Genomic DNA, 26,600 nt, shown 5'->3' on the forward strand with positions numbered 1-26,600 from the left:
CGGTTCCGACGTGACAGTCCTCACGGAATGGACAACCAAGCAAAGGTTAGGGTTGCTGCGTGTCACCGCCGGTTCACCGAAACGGCGGTCCGGGTTCCAATGAAGGGATGGCCGCATGACCGCGCCGATCGTGATCGTCGGAGCCGGCCTCGCCGGCCTGCGCACCGCGGAGGAACTGCGCCGCGCGGGTTACGACGGTGAGCTGGTGCTGGTGGGGGACGAGGCGCGATTGCCGTACGATCGCCCGCCGCTGTCCAAGCAGTTCGTGCGCGGCGAAACCGACGACACCACGTTGCGGCCGAGCGAGTTCTACGCCGAGAAACGCATCGATGTGCGAGTGAGCACCGAAGCGGTCGGCGTCGATACCGACGCCCGCCGCGTTCACCTGGCCGATGGCAGCACGCTGGGCTACGGCCAGCTGATCATCGCCACCGGCTTGCGCCCGCGCCGCCTGCCAGGCTTGCCGGATCTGCGGGGCGTGCACGTGCTGCGCGGCCACACCGACGCGGTCGCCCTGCGCGCCGATCTGGCCGACGCGGCGACCGCGCTGGTGATCGGCGCGGGATTCATCGGGTGTGAACTGGCGGCGAGCTTCCGTGCGAACGGCGTCGGGGTCGTCCTGGTCGAACCGCAGGCGACGCCGCTGGCCTCGGTGCTTGGCACACAGGTGGGCGAACTGATCGCGCGGATGCACCGCGCGGAAGGGGTCGACCTGCGCTGCGGGATCGGCCTGGACACCCTGTACGGCGACGACGCGGGCCGGGTCCGTGGTGCGCGGCTGTCCGATGGCTCGGAGATCGCCGCCGACCTCGTCGCGCTCGGGGTCGGCTCGCGGCCGGTGACCGAGTGGCTGAGCGACTCCGGGATCGCCCTCGCCGAGCCGTCGGCCGGTGGCGGGGTGCTCGCCGACGAGGTCGGGCGCACCTCCGTGGCAGGCGTCTGGGCGGTCGGCGATGTCGCGGCCTGGCTGCACGAGACCGGATCGCGCAAACGGGTCGAGCATTGGACCAACGCGGGCGAACAGGCCAAATTGCTCGCCTGCGCATTGCTCGGGGCCGCTCCCCCCACCGCGGCACGGGTGCCGTACTTCTGGAGCGACCAGTACGACGTCAAGATCCAGGCCCTCGGCACCCCGAACGCCACCGACGACGTCCACGTCGTCTCCGACGACGGCCGGAAATTCCTCGCGTACTACTCCCAGGCGGGCACTCTCACCGGCGTGGTCGGCGCGGGCATGACCGCCCAGGTGATGAAGGCCCGCGCCAAGATCGCCGCGGGCGCGCCGATAACCGAACTGCTCACGCCGAGCTGAGGACACGATCGGGCCGCGATCGAATCTCACTCTGGCCAGGGCTCCGCCCACCTGGCCGGGCGGCAGGCCCGCCAAGTCGGGCAGTTCTAGGTCCAGATGGGCTGCGCTGGCAAACAGCTGCTGTTTGCTGCCGTAGTAGGGCATCACCATGGATGGATCGATGCCCGCGTCGGCGGCTATGGCCCGGATTGTCGTGCGGTCGTACCTGTCGGCGGCGAACCGTTCCCGGGCAGCATCCAGGACCACCGCCTTGTCTCTGTCGATGGCCTCCTCATGTCAACACAGTAGGCCAACACAAGTTGGCCCACAACTGTTGACATATCTGTGGTCACGGGCGCATGCTTATGTCAACAAACGTTGGCCAATAGATGTTGGCCTGGTTCGAGACAAGGAGCGCTGATCATGCACATCGTGAACGAACACCTCAACCCGAGCACCGCACCACTGGTCGAGCCCAGCGCCACCGGGTATCTGCTGCTCGCGGCCGAGGTCGACCGGCGGCCGATGTTCCTGCCCCCCAGCCGCGTCAAGGCTCGCCTGATCCGCGAGACCAAGGCGGCGGCGGCGGAACTCGAACAGCTCCCGGAGGTAGTGCGCGCCACGGTGTTCCAGGGATTCGCCCACCTGATTTTCGGAGAGGATCACGCTCTTTTGCGCCGTGCGGTCGCGGCGGGTCAGCTGCGGCGTGCCCGCTACGACCTTGTGATTCTCGTCGAGGTCATCGACCCGGCGGCGGTCGATGTGCTGCGCCGTCACGCCGCCTACCGGCGACTGTCCGGTCTGGTGGAGGCTGCGGCCCGCCGCACCTTCGAGGTCGCCGCCGACAACCCGCGCAACATGGGCGATGTCGACGCGACACGGCAGGGAGTGTTTCTGTTCAACTTCTTCTACGGCCAGGACGAGAAGGAACTCGTCCCGGTCTGGGAGTACACAGCTGGATGGTGGGGGGTCAACACGGGTCTGGACAACTCCCGAGTCATGCGGCCACTCGAGGGGGAACCCCGTGACTACGGCATTATCAACCACTGCCGATGGGATCGGCTGCGCGATGTAGCGCCAAAGATGATCTTCCGGCCGTCGTTTCGCCGGTTCGTCCTCGCCAACTTCGCCGCCAACAACATCTCCGCACAGCCCACCCTCTACCGGCTGGCATAAACCCTTGGCCGAAACTGCGGGCAGTACCCTCTCGATCTCGGCGCCGTAGTCGATCACAGCCGGACCTACCGCCAGGTTCCGCCCCAGCTCCCCAGGTGGTTCCCCAACCAAAGGAGGCCGGTCCAGGCCCGGTCCTGTCGACTCTTTCTGTCTGCGGCCTCGCCTGCCAAGCGTGGGGCTAGCCCTGGGCTTTCATCGCGAGTGACCGAGGATCGCGTGTCGTGAACAAGAAAAAACTCGAGCGGCACGTCTCGCGGGACCTGCACGCAATCCTGTGTCATCGACTCGCACGGCCTGAAGACACTCAGAGGCGGGGGAGCGCCGACGCGGGGCATGGCCGCAATCGTGTGTCACCCGACTAGTGCGGCCTGAAGACGCGGAGAGGCGGAGGAGCGAGGCGGGACAGCGGCTGTAATACGGTGGTCCGGTGATCGTCGCGCTCATCGACTCGGGTCTGGGGTTGCTGCCCACCTCCGCTTGGTTGCGTAAGTTGCGGCCGGATGTGGATCTGCTGCTGCAATTGGACCCGGATGGCGCGCCGTGGGGGCCGAAGCCGGAGGAGTGGGTGGTCGAGCGCGTGGTGGAGGCCGCGCGGACTTCCCTTCGCTCGGGCGCCGAGGTGATCGTCCTGCCGTGCAACACCGCCAGCGTCACGGCGCTGGAGCATGTCCGCGCGGAAGTCGGGCCCGGCGTTCCGGTGATCGGCACCGTGCCCGCGATCAAGCCCGCGGCCGCCGTGTGCCGCTCGGTAGCGGTCTGGGCCACCGCCGCGACCACGGCGAGCCGGTATCAGGCCGATCTGATCGCGAAGTTCGGCGGCGATGCCGAGGTGGTCGGCGTCGCATGCCATGGGCTGGCGGACGCGATCGATCGCGGCGACTTGGCGGCGGCCGGCGACGCGATCGCAGGCGCCGCCGCACGGACTCCGGCGGGTGTGGCGGGTGTGGTACTCGGCTGTACGCACTATCCGCTGGTCACCGATGCGATCGTGGCCGCACTCCCGGACGGTGTGCGCCTCTTCGACAGCGCGCAAGCGGTTGCCGCGCAGACCGTTCGGCGCATCGAGGCGCTCGGTCGCCCGAGCACCGGGAACGGCGAGGTCCGGGTACTGAACAGCGGCCGGCCGGGCGCGCTGCCCGCCAGCGCGGCGGCTTTCGAGTCGGGCCGCGCTCTAGGCGCGCAGGGGTGAACGCCTAGCCGCTCACCAGCGCAGGCAAAGCCGAAGGGCGGTTCGATAGCCACGCGGCCGTGGCCTGGAGCCGAGCCCGCTGAGGCCGGATGGAACGGAGGGTTGTCCGATGACCGAGGTGGCGGTGAGCGCTGGGGATGTGCAGGCGGCTCTGCGGGCGATCGCGAACCCGGCCGACGCGGTGCATTTGCAACGGTTCTTCAAGACCGGGCCGGGGGAGTACGGCGAGGGTGACGTGTTCATCGGCGTCCGAGTGCCCGCGAGCCGAGGTGTCGCGAAACGCTTCGCGGGGCTTGCGCTCGACGAGATCGATCGGCTGCTCGACAGCGCGGTGCACGAAGATCGCTTCGCCGGACTGGTCATCCTGAACATGCGATTCGCCGCGGCGTCCAAGCCGCGCACCTTCGACGACGCCGCCCGCGCCGCCATGGTGGAGCTATACCTGGCGGCGGTACGCCGCGGCCGGGTGAACAACTGGGACCTCGTCGACGTGTCGGCCGAGAACATCGTCGGTCCGTGGTTGCTGGACAAACCCCGCGATCTGCTCTTCCAGCTGGCACAGGCCGATTCGCTGTGGGAGCGGCGGGTGGCCGTGCTGTCCACGTTCGCGTTCATCAAGGCGGGCGACGCCTCCACCACGTTCGAGTTGAGTGAACTATTGCTCGATGACCGGCGCGACCTGATCCAGAAGGCGGTGGGCTGGATGCTGCGCGAAATCGGCAAGCGCGTCGACCGAGCTCTGCTGACCGGCTTCCTCGACGAGCACGCCACGGCCATGGGACGCACCGCGCTGAGCTACGCGACCGAGCATTTGCCGCCCGAACTCCGCGCCGATTACCGCGCTCGATAACTCGGCCACGCAAGCCGGAACACGGTTCGCGGCCGGGCGCTCAGAACTGGATCTTGAGGTGATCGGTCACGGGGTGCGCCTGGCAGCCGAGAATGTAGCCGTTCTCGATGTCTTCGGGATCGAGGATTTCGGCATTGTCCATTTCGACCTTGCCCTCCAGCACCGTGCACGCGCACGATCCGCATTCGCCTTCCTGGCAGGAATACGGCACGTCCAAGCCCTTGGCCAGCATGATGTCCACCAGGGTTTGCTTGCGCGGCCACTTCAGCTCGTGCACCTCGCCGTCGAGTTCCACTTCGACGGTCGCCGCGTCGGCGGCATCCTCGTCGGACACCTCGACCGGCGCCTGGTCGGCGAACGGGTCCCCGGCGAGCGAGTTGAACACCTCGGCGTGCGTGCGTGACCGCGGCACGCCCAGCTGCGCGAGCGCGTCGTGCACCCGGTCCATGAACGGCTTCGGCCCGCACATGAACGCGTCGTAGCCCCGATACGGCGCGACGAGGGTGGCCAGCGCATCGGCCGTCGGCAACCCCTGCAGATACTCCAGCCAGTGGATCACGATGAGCCGCTGCGGGTGCTTGTCCGCCAGCTCGCGCAGCTCACCGGCGAAGATCACCGATTCGTGGTCGCGGTTGGCGTAGACCAGGACGATGCGGCCGGTGCCGCGCGCGAGCGCCGACTTCAGGATGGACATCACCGGTGTGATGCCGCTGCCCGCGCCGAACAGCAGCAGATCGTCATCCAGGTCCTTGGGCGTGAAAACGCCAGAGGGCGGGAGCACTTCGATCTGGTCGCCCGCTTTCACGTTGTCGCACACCCAATTCGACCCATAGCCGCCATCGGTCCGCTTGACGGTGACCTTCGGGCGGTCGTCGGTGTAGGGCGAGCTGGCCAGCGAATAGCACCGGGCCACCGAGCCGGTCCGGTCACTGGGGATGCGCAGCGTGAGGAACTGCCCCGGCTGGTAGCGGAACTTCTCGGTCAGTTCGTCGGGGACGTCGAAGACCAGCGAGCAGGTGTCGGCCGTCTCGGCGATCACCGCGGACACCCGCAGCACGACCGAGCGGGAGCCGTGCGGAACCTCGACAGTGGTCATGTCGTCCTCTCGAACCAAAATTAGAACGTGTTACAGTTTTATCGTACGTCGGGCGTCGCCTGCCGGACAAGCTGGGCTTCCAGACCGGCGATCAGCACGTCCATGCCGAAGTCGTACGAGTACCGGCCGCGCAGGTCGCCGATGTATCGGGTGGCCCGCTCGACGACAGGAGGCAGGGTGACGTCGGCCGGTGCGGACCGGTCCCTGGGGTTCACCCGGCTGCGGCCGAAGAGGTAGGTGTGGATGGTCGCGTAGGCGGCGAGGACGTTGCGGTCGTCGAAGCCCGCTTCGGCCAGGATGTCCATGACCGCGGCGATAAGGTCCAGCTGCTTGCCGAGCATCTGCTCGATCAGGATGTCGCCGAGGCCGGGGTGCTTGCGCAGCTTCTCGTCGATCTGGTCGACGAGGTCGCGCAGCCGGTGCTGCCACGAACCGGCTTCGGGCGGTGGCGTGCGGACGCCGGTGAGTGCCGCGCTGGCGACCAGGTCGAGGAGCTCGCGTTTGTCGGCGACGTAGTAGTACGGCGCCATGGGCGAGACGCCGAGTTCGCGGGAAAGCCGCCGCATCGACAGTTTTTCCACGCCGTCCTGGCGGACCACCCGCAGTGCGGCCTCGACGATCTCGGACTCCGACAGTGTTTGATTCGTGGTGCTCCCGGGCCCTCCGTGGTTACGCAAGCTTCCGCCTCCGGGCCTGATCCTCGCACCACTGTGTTTGATTCGCGGCGCTCCCGGGCCCTCTGTGGTTACGCAAGCTTCCGCCTCCGGGCCTGACGCTCGCACCGCGTGTGCTGCCGCCCCCGTTCGCCTGCATTCGTCCGACTCCCATGCCACCTCTACCGCTGCGGGGCGTATGTCGCCCGTCACATTCTGTTCAGCTGCTTGCCACCCGAAGTCTAGAGCGCCGCGTCCCGACCCCGGTCGCCGCGCGTTCGACTCGGCGCGGGTCCGGAACGCCGGTCGTCCGGACCGGCGACAGGCGGAATACATCCGGTCGCCCGCCGAATGAGTGAAACATGTTCCATTTTGTCAGCTGATGACGTTATCGTGTGAGCGCGGACCGCACCGGCGGACCCGCGCAACCGATCGTCCCCAGCGGAGGTAGGCATGCCGGAATACGGATCAATCGGACACGGCGACACGGACAACACCGGGCCGGTGGAGACCGCCGCCGCGCGGTCGGCCGAGGAGATGCCGCTGGTCGAGGAGAGCCTCATCGAAGAGGTGTCCATCGACGGTATGTGCGGCGTCTACTGAGGGCGGCCGACGATGCTCGATCTCGATACCCGCTGGCAGCTGCATCCGCGAGTGGCGCTGCGGCCGGAACCGTTCGGCGCGCTGCTGTACCACTTCGGCACGCGCAAACTCTCGTTCCTGAAGAGTCCGCGGATTGTCGAGATCGTGCGGTCCCTGCCGGAGCACGACTCGGCTCGCGCGGCCTTGCGTGCGGCGGGCGTGCCGGAGGGAGGCGCCGAGTCATACCTGAAAGCGCTGACCCAGCTGGCTGATTCGGACATGATCGTCGGCGTACCGGCGGCATCCGCCGTCGTGAGCGAGCGTCAGCGAGGCCGCGCGCCGGTCGTGCGCGATGGCGTCGATCGGCAGCGTGGCGCGGTCGTCAGCGGGGCGTCACCCAGCGCGGGGACGGCCCCGCACTCGGACCGGGCGGTGCGGCTGGTCGACCGCTTCGAATCCGGTCTCGCCGCCCCGATCTGCCTGACCTGGGAACTCACCTACGCCTGCAATCTGTCCTGCGTGCACTGCCTGTCCTCGTCGGGGCGCAGAGATCCGCGTGAGCTGAGCACCGAGCAGTGCAAGGCGCTGATCGACGAGTTCGAGCGCATGCAGGTGTTCTATGTGAACATCGGGGGCGGCGAGCCGACGGTGCGCCCGGATTTCTGGGAGCTGGTCGACTACGCGACCGCGCACCACGTGGGAGTGAAGTTCTCCACCAACGGTGTTCGGATCACCCCCGAGATCGCGGCCCGGCTCGCGGCCAGCGACTACGTGGACGTGCAGGTGTCGTTGGACGGCGCCGACGCGGCGGTCAACGACGCCGTGCGCGGTCCCGGCTCCTACGACATGGCCATTCGCGCGCTGGAAAACCTTGCCGCGGCGGGCTTCCGGGACGCGAAGCTGTCGGTGGTGGCCACCAGGCACAATATCGGGCAGCTCGACCAGTTCCGCGCCATCGCCGACCGGTATGGCGCGACGCTGCGTTTGACCAGGCTGCGACCGTCGGGCCGGGGCGCGGACGTGTGGGACGAACTGCACCCCACAGCCGATCAGCAGCGGGTGCTCTACGACTGGCTGCTGCGCAACGGGACCGGCGTGCTCACCGGCGACTCGTTCTTCCACCTGTCCGCGTTCGGTCAGGCGCTGCCCGGGCTGAACATGTGCGGAGCGGGCCGGGTGGTCTGCCTGGTCGACCCGGTCGGCGACGTCTACGCCTGCCCGTTCGCCATCCACGACCGGTTCCGCGCGGGCAATGTGGTGACCGATGGCGGTTTCGGCGCCGTGTGGCGATCCTCGGAGTTGTTCGCCGAGTTGCGCGAGCCGAGTGGCGGCGGCGCCTGCGCGTCGTGCAGTCACTACGACGCCTGCCGGGGCGGCTGCATGGCGGCGAAGTTCTTCACCGGACTCCCCGCCGACGGGCCGGACCCGGAGTGCGTCCAGGGCTACGGCGAGGCTGCCTTGGCCGACACCGCCCGGATGATCCCGCGCTCGTCGGTCGACCACTCCCGCCGGGTGGCGCCGCGGGCGAGCGGGCGCAGAACCGGGCCGGTCCCGCTGACCCTCAGCGCGACGCGCCCGGCCGGTTTCACGCCGGAACGCCGACCTGGACGGGCTTGCGACGAGAGTCCGCTGGCGTAATGCCATGAGATTTGCTGAAAGAGTGCTGGTAACCGGGGTGTGGCCGCGGCGCGTTCTGCGACCGGGCAATAGCCAATCTGTTGCCGAATGCTGGGGACGTCGCGTAGGCGAATTGTCGGCATCGAGTCCGCCACGCGGGGCGTCCGGCATCGGGCCGGTTCGGGCCGGAATTCTGCCGAATTTTCGGCACTGTTGATGTCCGCGCGCGAATCTCCGCCTAGCATGCCAGGAATGCGCCATGATCGCCTGCCCGATGGATTCGGGGTGCGGATCGATCCTCGGGTACGCGCATACTCCGGAGGGCGGGTTCTGATCGGCGGTTCGCCAGCCCGGTTGCTGCGGCTTGCCCCGGAGGCTGCCGAGATGATCGGCGACGGGTACCTCGAGGTGACCGGCCCGAAGTCCGCTGTCGTTGCCAGACGGCTGCTCGACTCCGGAGTGGCCAACCCGCGTCCTCGCCTGCTGCCGTCGCCGGAGGACGTCACCATCATCGTGCCGCTGCACAACAACGCCGAGGGGCTGGCGCGGCTGCTCGCCGCACTGCGTGGGCACAACGTCATCGTGGTGGACGATGGTTCGGATCAGCCGGTCCGCATTCCGCGCAATCGCGGCACCCGCTGCCGGGTGACGGTGCTGCGGCACGACCGCAAGCGCGGCCCAGCCGCCGCGCGCAACGCCGGTTTGCGGGCGGCGACCACCGACTTCGTCGCGTTCCTCGACTCCGACGTGGTGCCGCGCAGCGGCTGGCTGGAGGTGATGCTCGGCCACTTCAGCGACCCCGGGGTGGCGCTGGTCGCGCCGCGGATCGTCGCGCTCGACCCGGAGTCCAACGCGCTGGCGCGCTACGAGCACACCCGCTCATCGCTCGATCTCGGCAGACGTGAGGCGGCCGTGCACTCGCGCGGGCTGGTGTCCTACGTACCGAGCGCGGCGCTGCTGGTGCGCCGCAGGGCGCTGCTGGCTCAGGGCGGCTTCGACGAGTCGATGCACGTCGCCGAGGACGTCGACCTGTGCTGGCGGCTGGAACGGGCCGGCTGGCGGCTGCGCTACGAGCCCGCGGCACACGTGGCGCACGATCACCGAGTCTGCTTCCGCGCCTGGTTCGGCCGGAAGCTGTTCTACGGCACGGGCGCCGCGCCGCTGGGCGAGCGACACGCGGGGATGGTGTCGCCGCTCGCGGTGCCGTCCTGGACGGTGCTGGCCGCGTTCCTGTTCGCCACGCTGACCAAGTGGGGACTGCTCGGCGGGATCGTCACCCTGGTCACCGCGCTGACCCGCCTGCGCCGGGTTTTCGGCGAGCTGGACAACCCCACCCGGATCGCCGCGATCTACCTGGCGCGTGGCTTCTTCGCCGGACTCTGGCGGCTCGCCTCGGCCATGTGCAGGCACTACTGGCCGATCACGTTGCTGGCGATGCTCGTCTCGCGGCGGATTCGGCGTATCGCCGTCACGATGGCCGTGGCGGACGGCCTGGCCGACTGGTTCACCCATCGTGACGCGGGCGGACTCGATCCGGTGCGATATGTGGCCTACAAGCGGATCGACGACATCGCCTACGGCACCGGGCTGTGGCTCGGCGCTTTCCGAGCCCGCAGCGTGGAAGCGCTGAAACCCACGACGCCGCGCTGATCGAGCATGGTCGACACACTCATCGTCGGGGGCGGTACCGCCGGGAGTGTCCTGGCGGAGCGGCTGAGTGCGGACCCGGCGCACACGGTGCGCGTGCTGGAGGCGGGGCAGCTGTGGGACGACCCCGCCGCGGTCCCCGTCGAATTGCTCGACGCGACCGCTATGCCGCTGAGTCCAGGTGCGGAGTGGTTGTGGCACTACGAAGTGGTCCTCGCCGACGATCCGCCGGTGCCGGCCACCATCGTGCGCGGCAAAGTGATCGGCGGCTCGGGGGCGATCAACGGCGGGTATTTCGTCCGAGCCACGACCGCGGACTTCGACGCCTGGAGCCGGGCGCTCGGCGGCTCGGCCACCTGGTCGTTCGAGGCCGTGCTGCCGATGTTCTGCCGCACCGAGCGCGATCTGGATTTCGGCGATCGCCCGTGGCACGGTGACCGCGGTCCGGTTCCGCTGCATCGCACCAAACATCCGGCCCCGGTCAGCGCGGTGTTCACCGCGGCGTGCCTGGAGGCCGGATTCGCCGAGGTGCCCGATCTCAACGCGCCGGACTGCGGTGACGGCGTCGGCGTGGTGCCGTGCAACTGTGACCGGGGCAGGCGGACCGGTACGGCGCTCGGCTACCTGTTGCCCGCGCTGTCCCGCCCGAACCTGAGCGTCGCGCCACGCACCTATGTCACCCGCATTCGCTTCGACGGGTCGAGAGTGGTCGGAGTGGATTGCGTACGTGAAGGCAAGGCTCATACCGAGTGGGCGGACCGCGTCGTTCTCAGCGCCGGTGCCATCGAGTCGGCCGTGCTGCTCCTGCGTTCCGGTATCGGTGACCCGGAACAGCTTCGCCCACTGGGCATTCCGGTTGTGCACGCCGCCGCGGTCGGCGCCGGGTTCACCGACCATCCCGAAATCGGCATCTCCTATCAACTCGACCTGGCCGGGCGGCAGACCGTTCCGCTGGAATCCGTGCTGGACGTCGGCGATATCGAGATCCGGCCGTACGCAGTGTCGTTCACGCCGGGCGTGCGCAGGCTCGGCGTCGCGCTGATGCGCCCGCGATCCTGCGGTGTGCTGCGCCTGCGCTCGGCCTATCCCGCCGACGCGCCGCTGATCGACTATCGCTACCTGGCCGAGGAAGAGGATCGAGCCCGCCTGCGCGACGCGGTGTCGACCGCCGCCGGCTTGCTGCGACGAATGAACGCGCGCCCTGTCGATCCCATTCCGGCGCGCGCGAATCTCGACCCTTGGCTCCGAGCGAATCTGGCTACGTCACAACATTTATCCGGAACTTGCCCGATGGGTCGCGAGGACGACGCGGCGGCCGTGGTGGACGAGATGTGCCGAGTACGTGGCGTGACGGGACTGTCCATCGTCGATCTCTCCGTCGTGCCCGTGCCGCTGGGGCGTGGTCCACAGGCCACGGTGGTGATGCTCGCGGAAAAAGCGGCCGCGCAGCTGACTTCGTAGCGAGGATCGCCGGGCCACACCCGCCATGGCATGCGCCGGGCTGTGGCCTGACGGACAAAGCCGAGCAGGCGCACGGATACCTCAGCGGGAGTGGCGATCAGCTCGGGAAGCTCGCCGGTTTGCTGCGCCGCGCCGGGCCGGAATCGTGGTTGCGCAGCCTGCGCGGCGGTGTCGACCTGATGGACGCGCTCGACTCCGGTGACGTCGACTCGGCTTTACGGGAGACACCGCTCTGCGCAGTCGAGGCCAAGATCCGAGTCCTGGATCGGCGGATGGGGCCGATGCAACGCGAATGCAACGTTCCGGCGCATAATCTGCTCGGCCAGGATGCGGCAGCACGCCGGTGGGGCGAGAATGTGGTCGCATACCGCTTGGGCCCGGGCTTCTGACCCCCGAGAGCCGTAGCTGCACGTCCGTCCAGAATTTTTAGAGGAAGTAGTTCCTTTTTATTGACGGACCGCCTAAGGTTCGCACTGCACGGATCACCTCCGTGTGATGTAGCTGACATAGCCGTGGATCCACGGCCGTGACGTTGGAGGAATCTGTCGCCAATCCGTGCGCGTGCGGTGTCACCGCTCGCGCTTTCTCGTTGACTCGTACGTGGTGAAAACGCCATGCACCCGGAATGGGCAGCCGGGAGCAGCGGCTTGTTCGTGCTGCCCAAAAGCAGTCGGACAGCGGTTGTTTCGCCAAATGTAGGAGGCTCTGGTGCAGGGTGCGGAGCTCGCCGGCCAGCAGGTCGCGCGCCGGACCTCGCTGCTGCTCGCCTCCGGCGCGGCACCGGGCGTCGCGCTCGCCCAGGGGCTGCGAGTGCAGACCGGCACCGATACTCTCTCGGTGCCGATCGGCGCGCAGGTGCTCGGCATCGGGCACTACACGCTCGGTGCACGGCTGCGGCCGGTATCGGTCGTCGCGGCACCGGGTGAGCTGTATCTGTCGGGGGTACAGCTCGCCCAGGGCGACATGGCGCCATCGGGACTGCCGGTGGCCCGGTTCAGGACCGACTCCCGTCATCGTCCGGACAGCCGGTCGGATGATTCGATGAGCCGTTCCGATGATCCGATGCCGTGGGATACGTGGCCCGAGCCGGATCACACCGAGGTCGTGACCGCCGTGGCACGAGCGGTCGCGCAGGTGCCCGGTAACGAGCGACCCGGCCGCGACGACGACTACTGCACACCCGGCGGCACCAGCTCCCTGGCGACCGAGCTCGCCCGGACGGCCGCCGAACCGAACTGCCCGCTCGGGGTTCGCGCTGTGTCCACCGCAAGCGCGGTGGCCGACCACGGCGAACTCGTCGAGCGGGCCGGTGGATCCGGCGGCGCGTCCTTGGTCGCGCAGCTGCGGGCACGGCCACGGCCGCCGCTGGTTCCACTGTCTCCCGCGCGGCAGCGCCTCCGGTCGCGCGATCCGGTCCAGCGCTCTAGTGCTAGCCACGCCGTTTCGTTCGTGCTGGGATCGCGCGGCCCAGCGGATGCCGTCGAGGTGCCACTCACCGTCGACAACCCCGAGGCAATCGCGTTCGAACTGCCCGAACTGTCGGTGTCCCCCAGTACCCTGGACACCGGAGCGACCACGCTGGATCTCCAGCTCGCGGTCACCGAGAACCCCGCCGGTGCCGGACTCGGGGAAGGTTCGGCACCGGCGGGAATTCAAGCGGGGTTCCCTACCGCCACGCCTCTCGTCCACGCCGCCATCGTCGCGGGCTACGCGCGCCGGTTCGCCGGCTTGCTGCGCGTCATCACCAACGCCGCACGCTCCGCGATCGGCGCCCATGAGAACGCCCTCGCCCCGGTGCTATGCCGGTTCGCCGCCGACAGATGCTCGCTTGCGCTGCTGAACCTGCTGCCCGCCTGCGTTGGCAGGTCAGGAGGACGCGCGCCCGAGTGGCGAGCCGTGGTCGAACGGCACCACCGCGTCGGGCGGCACGAATTGCCCGGGGAAACAACCGATCCGGCCGACCTGCTGGGGCGCCGACTCGCCTTCTGGCGACCGGTGGCAGCCGGTCTACTCGCCCCGGCCACCGATCATCGGCGACCCGCCCGCATGGCCTGCGGGTACGCCGCCGGAAAGGCGGTGTTCGCCCACTCGGCGCTGGTTGTCGACTCGGAAGGAAACCGCTGATGACGCATGCAGACTCGGCCGGGTCCGGCCTGATCGGCGCCAAGCCCGCCGGCGACAACGCGAACCCGCGCCGTCCCTATGGCATCGACGACCTACCCGCCAAGATCACCACCGTCGCCGAGTTGCAGCCGTGGCGGGTTGCGCTGCGCCATGACGAAGTCCTCGTCACCTATGCGGCGCTGGCGGCCGAACTCGCGGCGCTGTCCGAAGCCATGAACCCGGAACTCGGGCCGGACGACCTGGTCCCGGTGGTCGTCTCCCGAGCGCTTCCCACGCTGCTCGAATCGGGCGAGGGCGCGCTCGGCGCGGTACTGGACGCGCTCGTCGACGACGCTCGCATGGCGGCGCGCCAAGCCCTGTCCGCGACCGCGCCGGTCGAGACGCTGCTGAGCCGGTTCCAGGAGCAGGTGCGCCGGACACCGGACGCGATCGCGCTCGAATACGCGGGCGCGATCCCGGCCCACCCGACGCCCGACCACCACCCCTCAACGAGCCGCTCCGCGACGCTCACGTATGGCGAATTCGGCAGCCGGGTCACCGCGCTGGCCCGGCATCTGGTCGCGCTCGGCGTCGGGCCGGAGACCCTGGTGGGCTTGGCCATTCGGCACTCGTTCGACCTCCTGGTCGGCATGTACGCGATCATCGAGGCGGGTGGCGCGTATCTGCCGATCGACCCCGGCGAACCGGCCGATCGCATCGCCGCCGTGCTCAGGGTCGCCGAGCCGGCGGTCGTGCTCACCACCACCTGGGACGAGCCCGAGTTCGGCGCGGATGTCCCGACACTGCGGATCGATCGGCTCGAGGCTCTGCCCGCGCCGGCCGCTCCCGCGGTCGCCCGGTCGGCCGACGACATCGCCTACGTGATGGTCACCTCCGACTCGACCGGACGGCCGGCGGGTGTGGCCGTGTCGCACCGGTCGATCGTGGCGAACCTGCACTGGCGGCAGCGAATGTTCCGGCTACGGGCCGACGACGTGGTACTGCAGCAGACACCGTGCACCGCCGACGTGTCGGTGTGGGAGTTCTTCTGGCCGTTGTCGGTCGGCGCGAGGCTGGTCATCGCCGCGCCGGACCGGCAGCGCGACCCGGCTCACCTGGCCCGGGTGATCCGCGAGAGCGGCGTCACCGTCACGCATTTCGCGCCGTCAGTGCTCGCGGTGTTCCTCGCCGATCGGCACGCGGTGGCGCTGGACTCGTTGCGGATGGTCTTCGCTTCCGGCGAGGAGCTACCGGCCGCGACGGCGGCGGCCTTCCGCGACTTCAGCGGCGCGACCCTGTACCACCTGTACGGACCCACCGAAACCGCGATCGACGTGACCGCCCACGAGGTGACCGCCGCGGACGTCGCCCGAGTGCCCATCGGTGCCGCCGCGGACGACACCGAGCTTTTGGTGCTGGACGACCACCTGCGGCCGGTGGCACGAGGTGCGGTCGGCGAGCTCTACCTGTCCGGTGTGCAACTGGCCCGCGGTTACGTCACCAGCCCTGGTCTGACCGCCGAGCGATTCGTGGCCAACCCGGAGGGGCCGCCAGGGGAGCGGATGTACCGCACCGGCGAAATGGTCCGCTGGAGCCACGACGGCGAGCTGCTGTACCCGGGTGAGGCCGCTTCGCCGGACAGCACCCAGGTCATCGCAGGCACGGGTAAGCCTGTCGGCGGGCGGATTCCAGCGCAACCGCTGTTCGACGCCACCACGGCGAACGGCGTCGCCATCGCCGGCGAGCAATTGGGTGCCGCCACGCCTCCGCTGTTCCGCCCTGGGCCGGAGTCGATCGCGCTCTCGCCCGCGCAGTGGCGGCTGTGGTTCCTCAATCGGATCGAGAGCCAGGACGGCGCCGACAGCGTCCACAACCTTCCGATCGTGCTCCGATTGACCGGACGGCTGGATATCAAAGCGCTGGAGCGCGCCGTGCTCGACGTGCTGGCCCGGCACGAGACGCTGCGCACGGTCTACGCCGAGACCGACAGCGGCCCTTACCCATCCGTCCTCGACGCCGCCGACATCGGCCTGAGCTTGCACGCGGTGCCGATCAGCCGCGCCGCCCTGGACGATGCCGTGGCCGGAATCGTCCGCGCCGGATTCGATCTGACCACCGAGCTGCCGTCGCGGGTGGCGCTGTTGGCGGTCGACCGAGGGGACGCGTCGCGGGGCGTCATCGGTGACGAATACGTGCTGGTCTTCGTCGTGCACCACATCGCGGCCGACGCCGAGTCGGTGGCTCCGCTGGTCACCGATCTGATCAAGGCCTATCTGGCCCGGCTGACCAGCAGACGACCGCAGTGGGACCCGCTGCCGGTGCGATACGCGGACTACCGCCTGTGGCACGCGGAGCTGCTCGGGGCCGAGAACGTCCCGGGTGACCTGGCCTACCAGCAGTTGCGCTTCTGGCGCGACGTGCTCGACGGCGCGCCCGCGCAGCTGCCGCTGCCGACCGATCGGCCGCGTCCCGCCGTGGCGTCGCAACGCGGCGCGGCCGTGGACTTCACGATTCCGCCCGAGGTGACCGCCGGTCTGCGTGCGCTGGCCCGGCGCGGCGGCGCGACGCTGTTCATGACGCTGCACGCCGCGTTCGCCGCTACGCTGGCGCGGCTGAGCGGCAGTGCCGATATCGTGATCGGCTCGCCGGTCGCCGGGCGCGGGGACGCTGCGCTCGACGCGCTCGTCGGCTTGTTCGACAACACCTTGGCACTGCGCACGCGGGTTGCCCCGGACGCTTCGTTCACCGCGCTGCTCGCGGACGTGCGGGAGGGCGATTCGGCCGCGTTCGCCAACGCCGATCTGCCGTTCGCGCGCCTGGTGGATGCCATGCGGGTGGATCGGCTTTCTGGCGCGCACCCGTTGTTCCAGGTGATGTTCAGCTTCGAGGCCGTGGCGCCCGCGATCGTCGGCAGGGCGCTGGAGGTGCCGTGGCTGTCGGTACGACCGGTCGAGATGGCCGCCGCGGGAGCGGAATTCGACTTGCACCTGGTGGTCGGCGAGAAGGCCGGATCGGCGGGGCTATCGGGAAGCCTCCGCTACGCGACCGATCTGTTCGACGCCGCGACGGCCGAGTCCTACGTGGCCCGATTCCGGAGATTGCTCGTCGCCGTGGCAGTCAATCCGGACGTCCGCATCGGAGACGTCGAGCTTCTGTCGGACGCGGAGAGCGCGCGGATCCTGCACGAGTGGAATGCCACCGCGCATCCGATAGCGGAATCCGTCACGCTGGCTTCACTTTTCGCCGCCCAGACCGCCCGGACGCCGGATGCGCCCGCGATCACCTTCGACCGGACGACGTTGTCGTACGCCGAATTCGGCGGGGTGGTAAACCGCCTGGCACGGTATCTCATCGCGCAGGGGGTGGGACCGGAATCGCTGGTGGCGTTGTGTATCCGGCATCCGTTCGACTTGGTGGTCGGCATATACGCGGTCATCGAAGCGGGTGGGGGTTACATTGCGCTGGACCCCAGCCAATCCGCCGAGGATATTCTCGCCGTAGCGACGCCCGTGTTGGCGCTCACCGACGGGTCCGGCCTGAATTGCGCTGCCGCGGAGATACGGATCGATCGGCTCGACCTGTCCGGCTATCCGGGCGGCCCACTCACCGACGCCGATCGGCGGGCGCCGTTGCGTCCGGCGAACACCGCGTACGTGTCGTTCTCCTCGGGCTATCCGGGCGTGGCGATGAGTCACGGCGCCATCGTGAATCGGCTGCACTGGATGCAGTCGGCGTATGCGGCGCTGGGGGCCGGAGACGTGCTGCTGCAGAAGGCGCCCGGCGCCGACGACGTATCGGTGCTGGAGTTCTTCTGGCCCTTGCAGGCCGGCGCCAGGATGGTGCTGGCGCGACCGGGCGGTCATCGGGACCCGGGCTACCTGGCCCGGCTCATCCGGAGCGAAGGCGTGACGGTGGCGCATTTCGTGCCGTCCATGCTCGCTGCCTTCGTTGCCCAGGCGGTCGAGGTCCCGTCGCTGCGGGAAGTGTTCTGCTCCGGTGAGGCGTTGCCCGGCGCGGTCGCCCAGCGGATGCGCGCGCTGACCGGCGCGGCGCTGCACAACGGCTACGGAGCGACCGAGGCGGCGGTGCAGGTGACCTTCCACGAGGTCTCCGACGCCGACTTCGAGACCGTGCCGATCGGCAGGCCGATCTGGAACACCAGGGCCTACGTGCTGGACGCACGGCTGCGGCCGGTGCCGGTCGGGGTGCCCGGCGAGCTGTACCTGGCGGGCGCCCAGCTGGCGCGGGGCTATCTGGGCTGCGCCGCACACACCGGTGGCCGGTTCGTCGCCGATCCCTTCGGTCCGGCGGGCGAGCGGATGTACCGCACCGGCGACCTGGCGGTGTGGACCGCCGCGGGCGAGCTGGAGTTCCTGCGCCGAGCCGACGCTCAGGCCCAGATCCGTGGCCTGCGCCTCGACCTCGGTGAGATCGAGGCGGCCCTGCTCGCGGTACCCGGCATCGGGCAGGCTGCCGTCTTGGTGCGCGATGATCGCGGCGTGGGCGAGCAACTGGTCGCCTACCTGGTGGCGACCGGGATGGTCGAGACCGCCACGGTGCGGGACCAAGTGGCCGAGCGGCTTCCCGGCTACCTGGTGCCGGAGGCTTTCGTCGTGCTGGATAGTTTCCCGGTGGACGCCTCGGGGAAGCTGGATCGCACAGCCCTGCCCGCGCCCGCCTTCGAACCGCCGATGTTCCAGGCTCCGGCTGGACTGGTGGAAACACTTGTCGCCCAGGCATTCGCGGCTGTGCTCGAAGTGACCGAGGTCGGCGCCGACGACGATTTGTTCGCCCTGGGCGGCGACTCGTTCAGCGCGATCCAGCTCGCCGCGCGGCTGAGCAAGGCCACCGGCGCCGATGTCGCGGTGCGCACGATCTTCGACGCGCCGACGGTGCGCGCGCTGGCGCGGCGGATCACCGTCAACCGGCCGATCGAGGTCGCAACTGTCGCGCCGCCGACCGATGGCAGGCCGGTCGCGTTGTCGCCGGTGGAGACCGGACCTGTGCCGTCCCCGAGCGAGGTTGATCCGGTGGCGTCAGCCCCGGTTGAGACTGGATCCGTTAGGTCGCTGCGGCGTGAGAGCGGACCTGTGGCGAGCGAGCCCGCGGCGGTGGCGTTGCCGTCTGGTGGGAGCGCGCCCGTTGTGTCGGTGCCGACTGGGGTCGAGGGTGTGGCGCTGCCGAGCGAGGGTGGGCCGGTCGCGTTGTCGTCAAGTGGGACTGGGACAGTCGTGTCGCGGTCGGCCGGAAGTGGACCGTTGCCGGTTGGCGGCGCGCCTGCTGTGTCGCTGCCGACTGGGAGTGGGCGGGTGGCCTCGCCGTCGAGCGAGGCTGAGGGGGCGGCGGTTTCCTCGGTGGGGGCCGGGCCGGACGTGCTGCCGTCGACCGAGGCCGGACCCGTGGTTTCGCCGCCGAGCGAACGCAACGCCGCGGTGCTGCCGCCGCTCACGCCGCGGGAGCGCGGCGGGCCGACGCCGCTATCGATCGCGCAGCAGCGCTTGTGGTTTCTGAATCGGTTCGATACCGCGAGCGGTGGATACAACATCCCGTTCGCGCTGCGTCTTACCGGGGCGCTCAATGTGTCTGCCCTGGAGGCGGCCGTCGCCGATGTGATCGCACGGCATGAGACCCTCCGCACGCTCTACCCCGAACACGACGGCGTGGCAACGCAAGTGGTGCTTCCCGCCGGGACGAAGCTGGTCGAGCTGGTCGCGCGGCCGGTGCCCGCGGCGCAGGTTTCCGAACTCGTCGGCGCGGCGACGCGAGCCGGTTTCGATGTGACCGCCGAGGTGCCGCTGCGTGTTCGGCTGTGGCGCGTCGAGGACGAAGCGCCTATTGGTGCGCAGGTCCACGTCTTGCTGTTCGTCGTGCACCACATCGTGGCCGACGTCTGGTCTTTCGCCCCGCTGACCCGGGACCTGGCCAATGCCTACGTCGCGCGCTGCGCGAGCATCGCCCCGGCGTTGGGACCGCTGCCCGTCCAGTACGCCGATTTCGCAATCTGGCAGCGCGCCGCGCTCGGTTCACCCGACGACCCGGCCTCCGTGCTGTCCGGACAGCTGGCCTACTGGACCGATCGCCTGGCCCGGCTGCCCGAGGTGGTGACCTTCCCGTCGGATCGGCCCCGCCCCGCGGTCGCCACGAACCGAGGCGGCGTGCTCACCGGGCAGCTGGATGCCACTCTGCACCAGCAGATCCGAGATTTCGCCGCCGCGCACGACCTGACTCCGTTCATGGTCCTGCACGCCGCGCTGGCCGTGTTGGCGAGCCGCTACGGCGCGGGCGCCGACGTGGTGATCGGTACGCCGGTCGAGGGACGCGGCGCTGACGCGCTGGACGACCTGGTCGGTACGTTCGTGAACACGCTGGTGCTGCGCACCGAGGTCCGCCAGGACGCGAGCCTGGCCGAGTTGCTCGCGTCCGTGCGCGCGACGGACCTGGCCGCGTTCGACCATGCCGCGGTGCCGTTCGCGCAGGTCGTCGAGGCGGTGAACCCGGTCCGCTCGCAGGCGCACACGCCGCTGTACCAAGTCGCGCTGACGTTGCGGAACGAGCTCACCCCGGAGTTCCGGCTGCAGCGCCTGGCCATCGCCGCCTATCCGGTCGGACCGGCGCCGATCCACCTCGACCTGGACTGGACGCTGACCGACCGCTACACCGCCGATGGCGCGCCGGACGGCATCGACGTGCAGCTGCGCTACGCGCTCGACCTGTTCGACGCACCGACCGTCGCCGGATTCCTCGCCGCGTTCGAACGTGTGCTGCGCGCCATGGTTCGCGACGCCCGCGTCCTGGTGGGCAATGTCGAGCTGATGTCGCTGGCGGAACGCGGAATGCTGCTGTCGGACCACAACGCCACCATTCACGCCCTGCCCGCCGAGACGCTGGACGACCTGCTCACCGCCCGCGTGGCGGCCACGCCCGACGAGATCGGCGTGCGTTACGAGGACTCCGCGATTACCTACGCGGAGTTCGCCTCCCGAGTAAACCGGCTGGCCCGCGCACTCATCGGGTTGGGTGTCGGCCCGGAGATCATCGTCGGGCTGGCCGCATCGCGTTCGATCGACATGCTCGTGGCGATGTACGCGATCGTTCGTGCGGGCGGGGCGTACCTGCCGATCGACCCGGCGCATTCCGACGATCACCTGGCGCGGGTCGTCGCGAGCGCCGCGCCGCGGCTGGTGCTGACGGCTGGTGGTGCGGCGCTGCCCAGCCTGGACAGTGTGCCGGTGATCGACCTCGCCGATCTCGACCTGAGCGGCGTCGCCGAGGGACCGGTGTCGGACGCGGAGCGGATCGCCGTCCCGCGCCCGGACAACACGGCCTACGTGCTATTCGGAGGCGCCACCGTGCCTCCGAAGGGCGTCGCGGTAACCCACCGCGCGATCCTGAACCAACTGCGCTGGTTCGAATTCCGCTACCGAGTCGCCGCGTCCGACCGCATCTTGCAGCACGCTCCACTGACCTCGGAGGTGTCGGGGTGGGAGTGCTTCCTACCCATCGCGGTCGGCGCGCCGCTGGTGATCGCGCGGCCGAGTGGGCGCCTGGACCTCGGATACGTCGCGGGGCTGCTGCGCGAACACGGAATCACCATCGCCGATTACGCGCCGTCGATGCTGGCCGCGCTGATCGGTCAGGGGATGGGCGACGCGCTGCGCTCGCTCCGGCATCTGCGCTGCGGCGGTGCGGCGCTCACCCCGGCTCTGCTCGCCGCGCTCCGCCGCAGCGTGAGCGGCTTGCTGCACAACGCCTATGGCGCGCCCGAGACGGCGATTTCCGCGATCTCTCACGAGTTCACCGACGCGGACATCGCATCCGGCCGGAGACCGGCGATCGGTCGCCCGTGCTGGAACACCAGGGCCTACGTGCTGGACACTCGGTTACGTCCGGTGCCGATCGGTGTCACCGGCGAGCTGTACGTCGCGGGCGGCCAGCTGGCGCGCGGCTATCACGCCCGCCCCGGGCTCACCGCGGAACGATTCGTCGCCGACCCGTTCGGCGTGCCGGGCCGGTTGATGTACCGGACCGGTGATCTGGTGCGCTGGAACCGCGACGGCGCACTGGAATATGTGGGGCGCGGCGACTTCGAATGCGGCGCGACCGCAGTGCGGTTCCGGCCGCCGCGGGAAGGGGCCGAGGCGGTGCTCGCCACGCTGGTCGCCGAGCTGGTGGGCGTGGCGCGGATCGGTGCGGACGACGACTTCTTCGCGTGCGGCGGCGATTCGCTGCTGGCCGTGCGGCTGGTGGCCCGGGTCAACGCGACCTTGCGCTGCGCGCTGACCGTCCGCGAGGTGTTCCAGGCACCGACCGTGGCCCAGCTGGCGCGCCGGGTCGCGCCGTCGGCGGAGCCGGGTACGCCGTTGTCGCCGCGCGAGCGGCCCACGCGAATTCCCCTGTCACCTGGGCAGACCCGGATGTGGCTGTTACACCGGCTGGATCCGGACTCGGGTGTCTACAACATTCCGATCGCCATCCGCCTCACCGGCGCGATCGACTACCAGGCGCTGCGCGCCGCCCTGCGTGACGTGGTCGTCCGCCACGAAACGCTGCGCACCGTCTTCCCCGCCGATGCGGACGGCCCCGCCCAGGTGGTGCTGCCAGGACATGACGTGCCCGAGCCGAGCCTGGATCCGATCACGGTGACCGCACCGCACTTGTCCGACGCTGTGCTGGCCGCCATCGCTGACGGTTTCGACTTGTGCAACCAGGTTCCGTTGCGGGCGAGCCTGTTGCGCATCGACCAAGACGATCACGTGCTGGTCGTCGTGATCCATCACATCGCGGCGGACGGCGCCTCCGCCGCGCCACTGGTCCGCGACCTGATGACCGCCTACACCGCCCGCCTGGCCGGTAGCACTCCCCAGTGGCGGCCGCTGCCGGTGCAGTACGCGGACTTCACGCTCTGGCAGCTCGACGCGCTCGGCGCAGCGGACGACCCGTCGTCGACGCTGTCGACCGAGATCGCTTATCGGCGAGCCGAACTGGCCGGACTCCGCCCGGTGCTGGAGTTGCCCGCCGATCGTCCGCGACCGCCGGTGGCCTCCGGACGTGGCGCCACCATCGAGATCGCGGTCCCAGCCGAACTGACCGGTTCGATCGCCGAGCTTGCCCGCAGGCACAGTGTTTCGACGTTCATGGTTCTGCACGCCGCCTTCGCGACGCTGCTGGCGCGGCTGACGGGGGTTGACGACGTCGCCATCGGCACCACCGTCACGGGGCGCGGCGACGAAACGCTGGACGATCTGGTCGGCATGTTCGACAACATCGTTGTGCTGCGCACTCCGGTCGCGACAGACGCGTCCTTCGCCGAGCTGCTCGCCCGGGTCCGCGAGATCGACGTGCGCGCCTTCGCACATGCCGAGCTGCCCTTCGCCAGGCTCGTGGAGGAGCTGGAGCCCCCTCGTTCCCAGTCACATTCGCCGGTCGTGCAGGCCATGCTGACTTTCCAGCACCGTGATGACGCGGCCCTGCGCCTGCCCGGGCTCACCGTGTCGGCCTACCCCTTCCACAACCCCGTCGCGCAGTTCGACCTTGCCATGGAACTCGCCGAACACCAGGAGAACGCAGGCACCACGTTGCGCGGCGTGCTGCGGTACGCCGCCGACCTGTTCGACCGCGCCACGGCTGATGCGTTCGCGGCCCGCTTCACGCGGGTCCTGCGGACCGTGGTGTCCGACGAGTCGGTGCGCGTCGGCGACCTGGACCTGCTGGACGCCGCGGAACGCATGCTGGTGCTGGACCGGTGGAACGACACCGCCGCGCCGGTCGATCCCACGGCCACCCTGATCTCGCTGTTCGAAGCACAGGTGGTCCGGACGCCGGACGCGCCCGCGGTCACGGTCGAGGGGTGGACGCCGGCCCACCCGTCACCCGACCACCACCCCCCAACGAGTCGCTACGCGACGCTCACATACTCGGAGTTCGCCGCCCGGGTGCGGCGTCTGGCGCGCTGGCTGGCCGGAGCGGGCGTCGGCCCGGACGCGCCGGTCGCGCTCGGCATGCGACCCTCCTTGGACCTCGTGGTCGGGATCTACGCGATCACTCTCGCCGGTGGCGCGTACGTCCCGCTCGACCCAGCCCACTCGACCGAGCAACTGGAAGACGTGCTGCGGACGGTGCGGCCGGTATGCGTGCTCACCTCGGGTCTCGACCTGGATGCGGGCGAGGCGCGGCAGGTCCGGCTCGATCGGCTCGATCTGCGCGGATACTCCGCCGAGCCGTTGACCGCGCTGGACCGGCTCGGCGCGCCGCGACCGGCCCACACCGCGCATGTGATCTTCACCTCGGAACCGGCCGGCCGCTCCGAGGGTATGGCGATTCCGCACGCGGCGATCGTGAACCGTATCACAGGAATGCAGTCCGTGTATCCGCTGTCCAGGGACGACGTGGTGTTGCTCGAGTCCCCGGCCACTGCCGCTGCGTTTGCCTGGGAATTGTTCTGGCCCTTGGCGTTTGGTGCGAAGCTGGTGGTCGCGCGGCCGGACGGGCACCGCGACGCCGCCTATCTGACCCGCGTGATCGCCGAGCAGCGCGTCACCATGGCGCACTTCGCACCACCAATGCTGGGGGCATTGCTGGCCGACCCACGCGCCGCGGACTGCACTACGCTCCGCAACGTCTTCACGTCGGGGGAGGCGCTGCCCGCGCTTGTCGCGCAGCGGGCGCGAGAGGTGATCGGAGCGCGGGTGCACAACCTGTACGGGCCGGCCGGGGCCGCCGGGGATGTCACCTGTCACGAGGTGACCGAGGACGACGTGGTGTCGGTGCCGATCGGCGCTCCGGTGTTCAACACGCAGGTGTACGTGCTGGATTCGCGGCTGCACCCGGTGCCGGTCGGGGTCGCGGGTGAGCTGTACCTCGCGGGAGCGCAGCTGGCTCGGGGCTATGTGGCGCGTCCTGATCTGACCGCGGATCGTTTCGTGGCCGATCCGTTCGGTGCGCCCGGTGAGCGGATGTACCGCACCGGTGACCTGGTGGCCTGGACGGCGAGCGGTGAACTGAACCGGCTGGGCCGCGCCACCTTCCGCGGTCTGCGCATCGAGCTGGACCAGATCGAGTCGGCACTCGTGGCACTGGACTCGATCGCTCAGGCGGCGGTGCTCGTCCACTCGGACGGGCAGGCGGGCGACCAACTGGTCGCGTATGTGGTCCCGCGGGCGCCACGCAGGTTCGACACCGAGTACGTGCGCGCCGCGTTGAGTGCCGAGCTACCCGCCCACCTGGTGCCCGCGTCATTCGTCGTGCTCGATCGCCTGCCGGTCGGCAGTTCCGGCGAGCTCGACCGCAGCGCGCTGCCCGCCCCGATGCCCGCGGCCTACCGCGCTCCGGCCACCCGCGCCGAGGCGACCGTCGCGCGGATCATGGCGCGGTCGCTCGGCGTCGAGCGGATCGGTGTCCACGACGACTTCTTCGCCCTCGGCGGCGATTCGCTGCTCGCGATCCAGGTTGCGGAACGGCTCGGCGCCGAATTGGACGTCGAGATCCCCGCACGAATGCTGTTCGAGGCGCCCACTGTGGCCACGCTGGCCGTGCGGACCCAACGACTCGTCGACACCGGCGGCAAGCCTGCGCTGGTACGGCGGCCGCGCCCCGCACGCGTTCCCCTTTCGCCCGCGCAGCAGCGTATGTGGTTCCGCAACCGATTCGCTCCGCCCGGCGCCGCGCAGAACCTCGCGGTGGTGGTACGTCTCACCGGCTATCTCGACTCGGACACGCTCGCCGCTGCCGTCGGTGACGTGGTCGGCAGGCACGAGACGCTGCGCACCGTGTATCCCGACCTCGACGGCACCAGCTATCAGCACATTCTCGATCCCGCCCCGGTGTGGGAGATCCACTCGCTGGACACGACGGACGCGCTGCGCGAGTTCGTCGCCGGTCCGTTCGAGCTGACCGCGGAAGCGCCCCTGCGCGTCGGCCTGATCACCAACTCCGACCGCGACCATGTGCTGGCGCTGGTGGCCCACCTCATCGCGGCCGACAGCTTCTCGATGGGCGTGCTCGTCCGCGACCTCGCTACCGCTTACCGGGCCCGCGCCACGCGCACCGCGCCGCACTGGCCCGAACTCGATGTGCAGTACGCCGACTATGCGCTGTGGCAGCACCAAGTGCTCGGCGCCGCACACGACACGGATTCGATAGCCGCGCGCCAGCTGCGGTACTGGCGAGAAACACTGCGCGGATTGCCCGTACAACTCGGCCTGCACACCGACCGCCCACGTCCCGCCGTCGCTTCCCACGCCGCGGCGAGCGCGACGCTCGCACTATCGGAGGACGTTCGCGACGCCATCGCGGCGGTGGCCGCCCGCTACGAGGCGACCCCGTTCATGGTGATGCACGCGGCGCTGGCGGCTTTGCTCGCGCGTTTGTCCGGCACGACCGACATCGCCATCGGCGCCGCTATTCCGGGCCGGGACGACGCGGCGCTGGACGATCTGGTCGGCCCGTTCGGCAACGTCCTGGTGCTGCGCACCGAGGTATCGGCCTCCGACACCTTCGCCGCGATATTGCGCCGGGTCCGCGACCACGATCTGGACGCATTCGCCCACGCCGACGTGCCTTTCGAGCGCGTGGTCGAGGCGCTCGACGCGCCGCGTCCGCAGGCGCGGCATCCGCTGTTCCAGGTCGCGCTGCTGTTCCAAGACCTTGCGCCGGCCACTGCGGACATGGCCGGGGTCACCTTGTCGGAGTACGAATTCGACTACGCCACAACGCCTTTCGATTTGAGCCTAGCAGTTGTCGGCGAGGTGTTGCGCTACACCTACGCCACCGACCTGTTCGACGCCCGCACCGTCGAGGCTTTCGGCGCCCGCTTCATCCGCCTGCTGGTCGCGGTGACCGCCGCTCCGGACCGGGTGGTCGAAGACATCGATCTGTCCGGTGCGGGCGAGCCGCGCCCCAGCGAGCGAAAGGACTCCGCGTACACCGCTTCATGACGA

The 26,600-nt window shown here is 69.6% G+C and carries 13 protein-coding genes and 2 pseudogenes; 12 read left to right on the top strand and 3 right to left on the bottom strand.

The genetic code is table 11. The annotated features are described in order from the left end of the window. Positions 1-115: 115 nt before the first annotated feature. Positions 116-1,312 carry an NAD(P)/FAD-dependent oxidoreductase gene (locus tag IU459_RS13695; protein WP_195129884.1) on the top strand — a complete coding sequence of 399 codons (1,197 nt, stop codon included), beginning with the start codon at positions 116-118 and terminating at the stop codon, positions 1,310-1,312. Between the two features lie 165 nt (positions 1,313-1,477). Here the strand turns inward: IU459_RS13695 and IU459_RS40495 are convergent. After that, a pseudogene (locus tag IU459_RS40495) lies at positions 1,478-1,558 on the bottom strand (TetR/AcrR family transcriptional regulator); the annotation flags it as partial. Between the two features lie 156 nt (positions 1,559-1,714). Between IU459_RS40495 and IU459_RS13705 the strand changes: the two are divergent. From IU459_RS13705 to IU459_RS13715, 3 genes are all read left to right on the top strand, one after another. Then, on the top strand, positions 1,715-2,467 hold the full coding sequence (locus IU459_RS13705) for a hypothetical protein (RefSeq protein WP_195129885.1): 753 nt from the start codon (positions 1,715-1,717) through the stop codon (positions 2,465-2,467). A gap of 427 nt (positions 2,468-2,894) precedes the next feature. Then, a complete protein-coding gene (locus IU459_RS13710) occupies positions 2,895-3,656 on the top strand; it encodes an aspartate/glutamate racemase family protein (protein WP_195129886.1) in 762 nt (253 codons plus the stop codon). A 109-nt stretch (positions 3,657-3,765) separates the two neighbouring features. Beyond that, positions 3,766-4,506 (top strand): DNA alkylation repair protein, encoded by a 741-nt coding sequence (locus IU459_RS13715; RefSeq protein WP_195129887.1) that lies wholly within the window; start codon positions 3,766-3,768, stop codon positions 4,504-4,506. 40 nt (positions 4,507-4,546) lie between these two features. On the opposite strand, the gene IU459_RS13720 is transcribed toward IU459_RS13715, so the two are convergent. Both IU459_RS13720 and mftR2 read right to left on the bottom strand, forming a co-directional pair. Further along, complete coding sequence (locus IU459_RS13720) at positions 4,547-5,602, bottom strand: ferredoxin--NADP reductase (protein WP_195129888.1); 1,056 nt, start codon at positions 5,600-5,602, stop codon at positions 4,547-4,549. Positions 5,603-5,640: 38 nt separating this feature from the next. Beyond that, the gene (gene mftR2, locus IU459_RS13725) at positions 5,641-6,279 is read right to left on the bottom strand and encodes a mycofactocin system transcriptional regulator MftR2 (RefSeq protein WP_195129889.1); all 639 of its coding nucleotides are present in this window, start codon (positions 6,277-6,279) and stop codon (positions 5,641-5,643) included. 480 nt (positions 6,280-6,759) lie between these two features. Between mftR2 and mftA the strand changes: the two genes are divergently transcribed. The 8 genes and pseudogenes from mftA (at position 6,760) to IU459_RS13760 (ending at position 26,597) form a co-directional block, all read left to right on the top strand. After that, positions 6,760-6,858 carry a mycofactocin precursor MftA gene (gene mftA / locus IU459_RS13730; RefSeq protein WP_324198862.1) on the top strand — a complete coding sequence of 33 codons (99 nt, stop codon included), beginning with the start codon at positions 6,760-6,762 and terminating at the stop codon, positions 6,856-6,858. A 12-nt stretch (positions 6,859-6,870) separates the two neighbouring features. After that, positions 6,871-7,062: pseudogene (gene mftB / locus IU459_RS38465) on the top strand (mycofactocin biosynthesis chaperone MftB); the annotation flags it as partial. A 207-nt stretch (positions 7,063-7,269) separates the two neighbouring features. Further along, positions 7,270-8,475 (top strand): mycofactocin radical SAM maturase, encoded by a 1,206-nt coding sequence (mftC, locus tag IU459_RS13735; RefSeq protein ID WP_324198863.1) that lies wholly within the window; start codon positions 7,270-7,272, stop codon positions 8,473-8,475. 231 nt (positions 8,476-8,706) lie between these two features. Beyond that, positions 8,707-10,104, top strand: coding sequence for a mycofactocin biosynthesis glycosyltransferase MftF (gene mftF / locus IU459_RS13740; RefSeq protein WP_195129891.1), 1,398 nt, complete (start codon positions 8,707-8,709; stop codon positions 10,102-10,104). Between the two features lie 6 nt (positions 10,105-10,110). Continuing rightward, entirely contained in the window at positions 10,111-11,562 is a 1,452-nt protein-coding gene (gene mftG / locus IU459_RS13745) for a mycofactocin dehydrogenase MftG (RefSeq protein ID WP_195129892.1), read from the top strand. Between the two features lie 119 nt (positions 11,563-11,681). Beyond that, the gene (locus IU459_RS13750) at positions 11,682-11,951 is read left to right on the top strand and encodes a hypothetical protein (RefSeq protein WP_195129893.1); all 270 of its coding nucleotides are present in this window, start codon (positions 11,682-11,684) and stop codon (positions 11,949-11,951) included. 319 nt (positions 11,952-12,270) lie between these two features. Next, entirely contained in the window at positions 12,271-13,686 is a 1,416-nt protein-coding gene (locus IU459_RS13755) for a hypothetical protein (RefSeq protein WP_195129894.1), read from the top strand. Further along, positions 13,686-26,597, top strand: a complete 12,912-nt coding sequence (locus IU459_RS13760) for a non-ribosomal peptide synthetase (RefSeq protein WP_195129895.1) — start codon at positions 13,686-13,688, stop codon at positions 26,595-26,597. Before IU459_RS13755 ends, IU459_RS13760 begins: the two co-directional genes overlap by 1 nt. Positions 26,598-26,600 lie beyond the last annotated feature (3 nt).

Origin of the sequence: Nocardia amamiensis (genome assembly GCF_015477605.1) — a bacterium.
Lineage (GTDB): Bacteria > Actinomycetota > Actinomycetes > Mycobacteriales > Mycobacteriaceae > Nocardia > Nocardia amamiensis_A.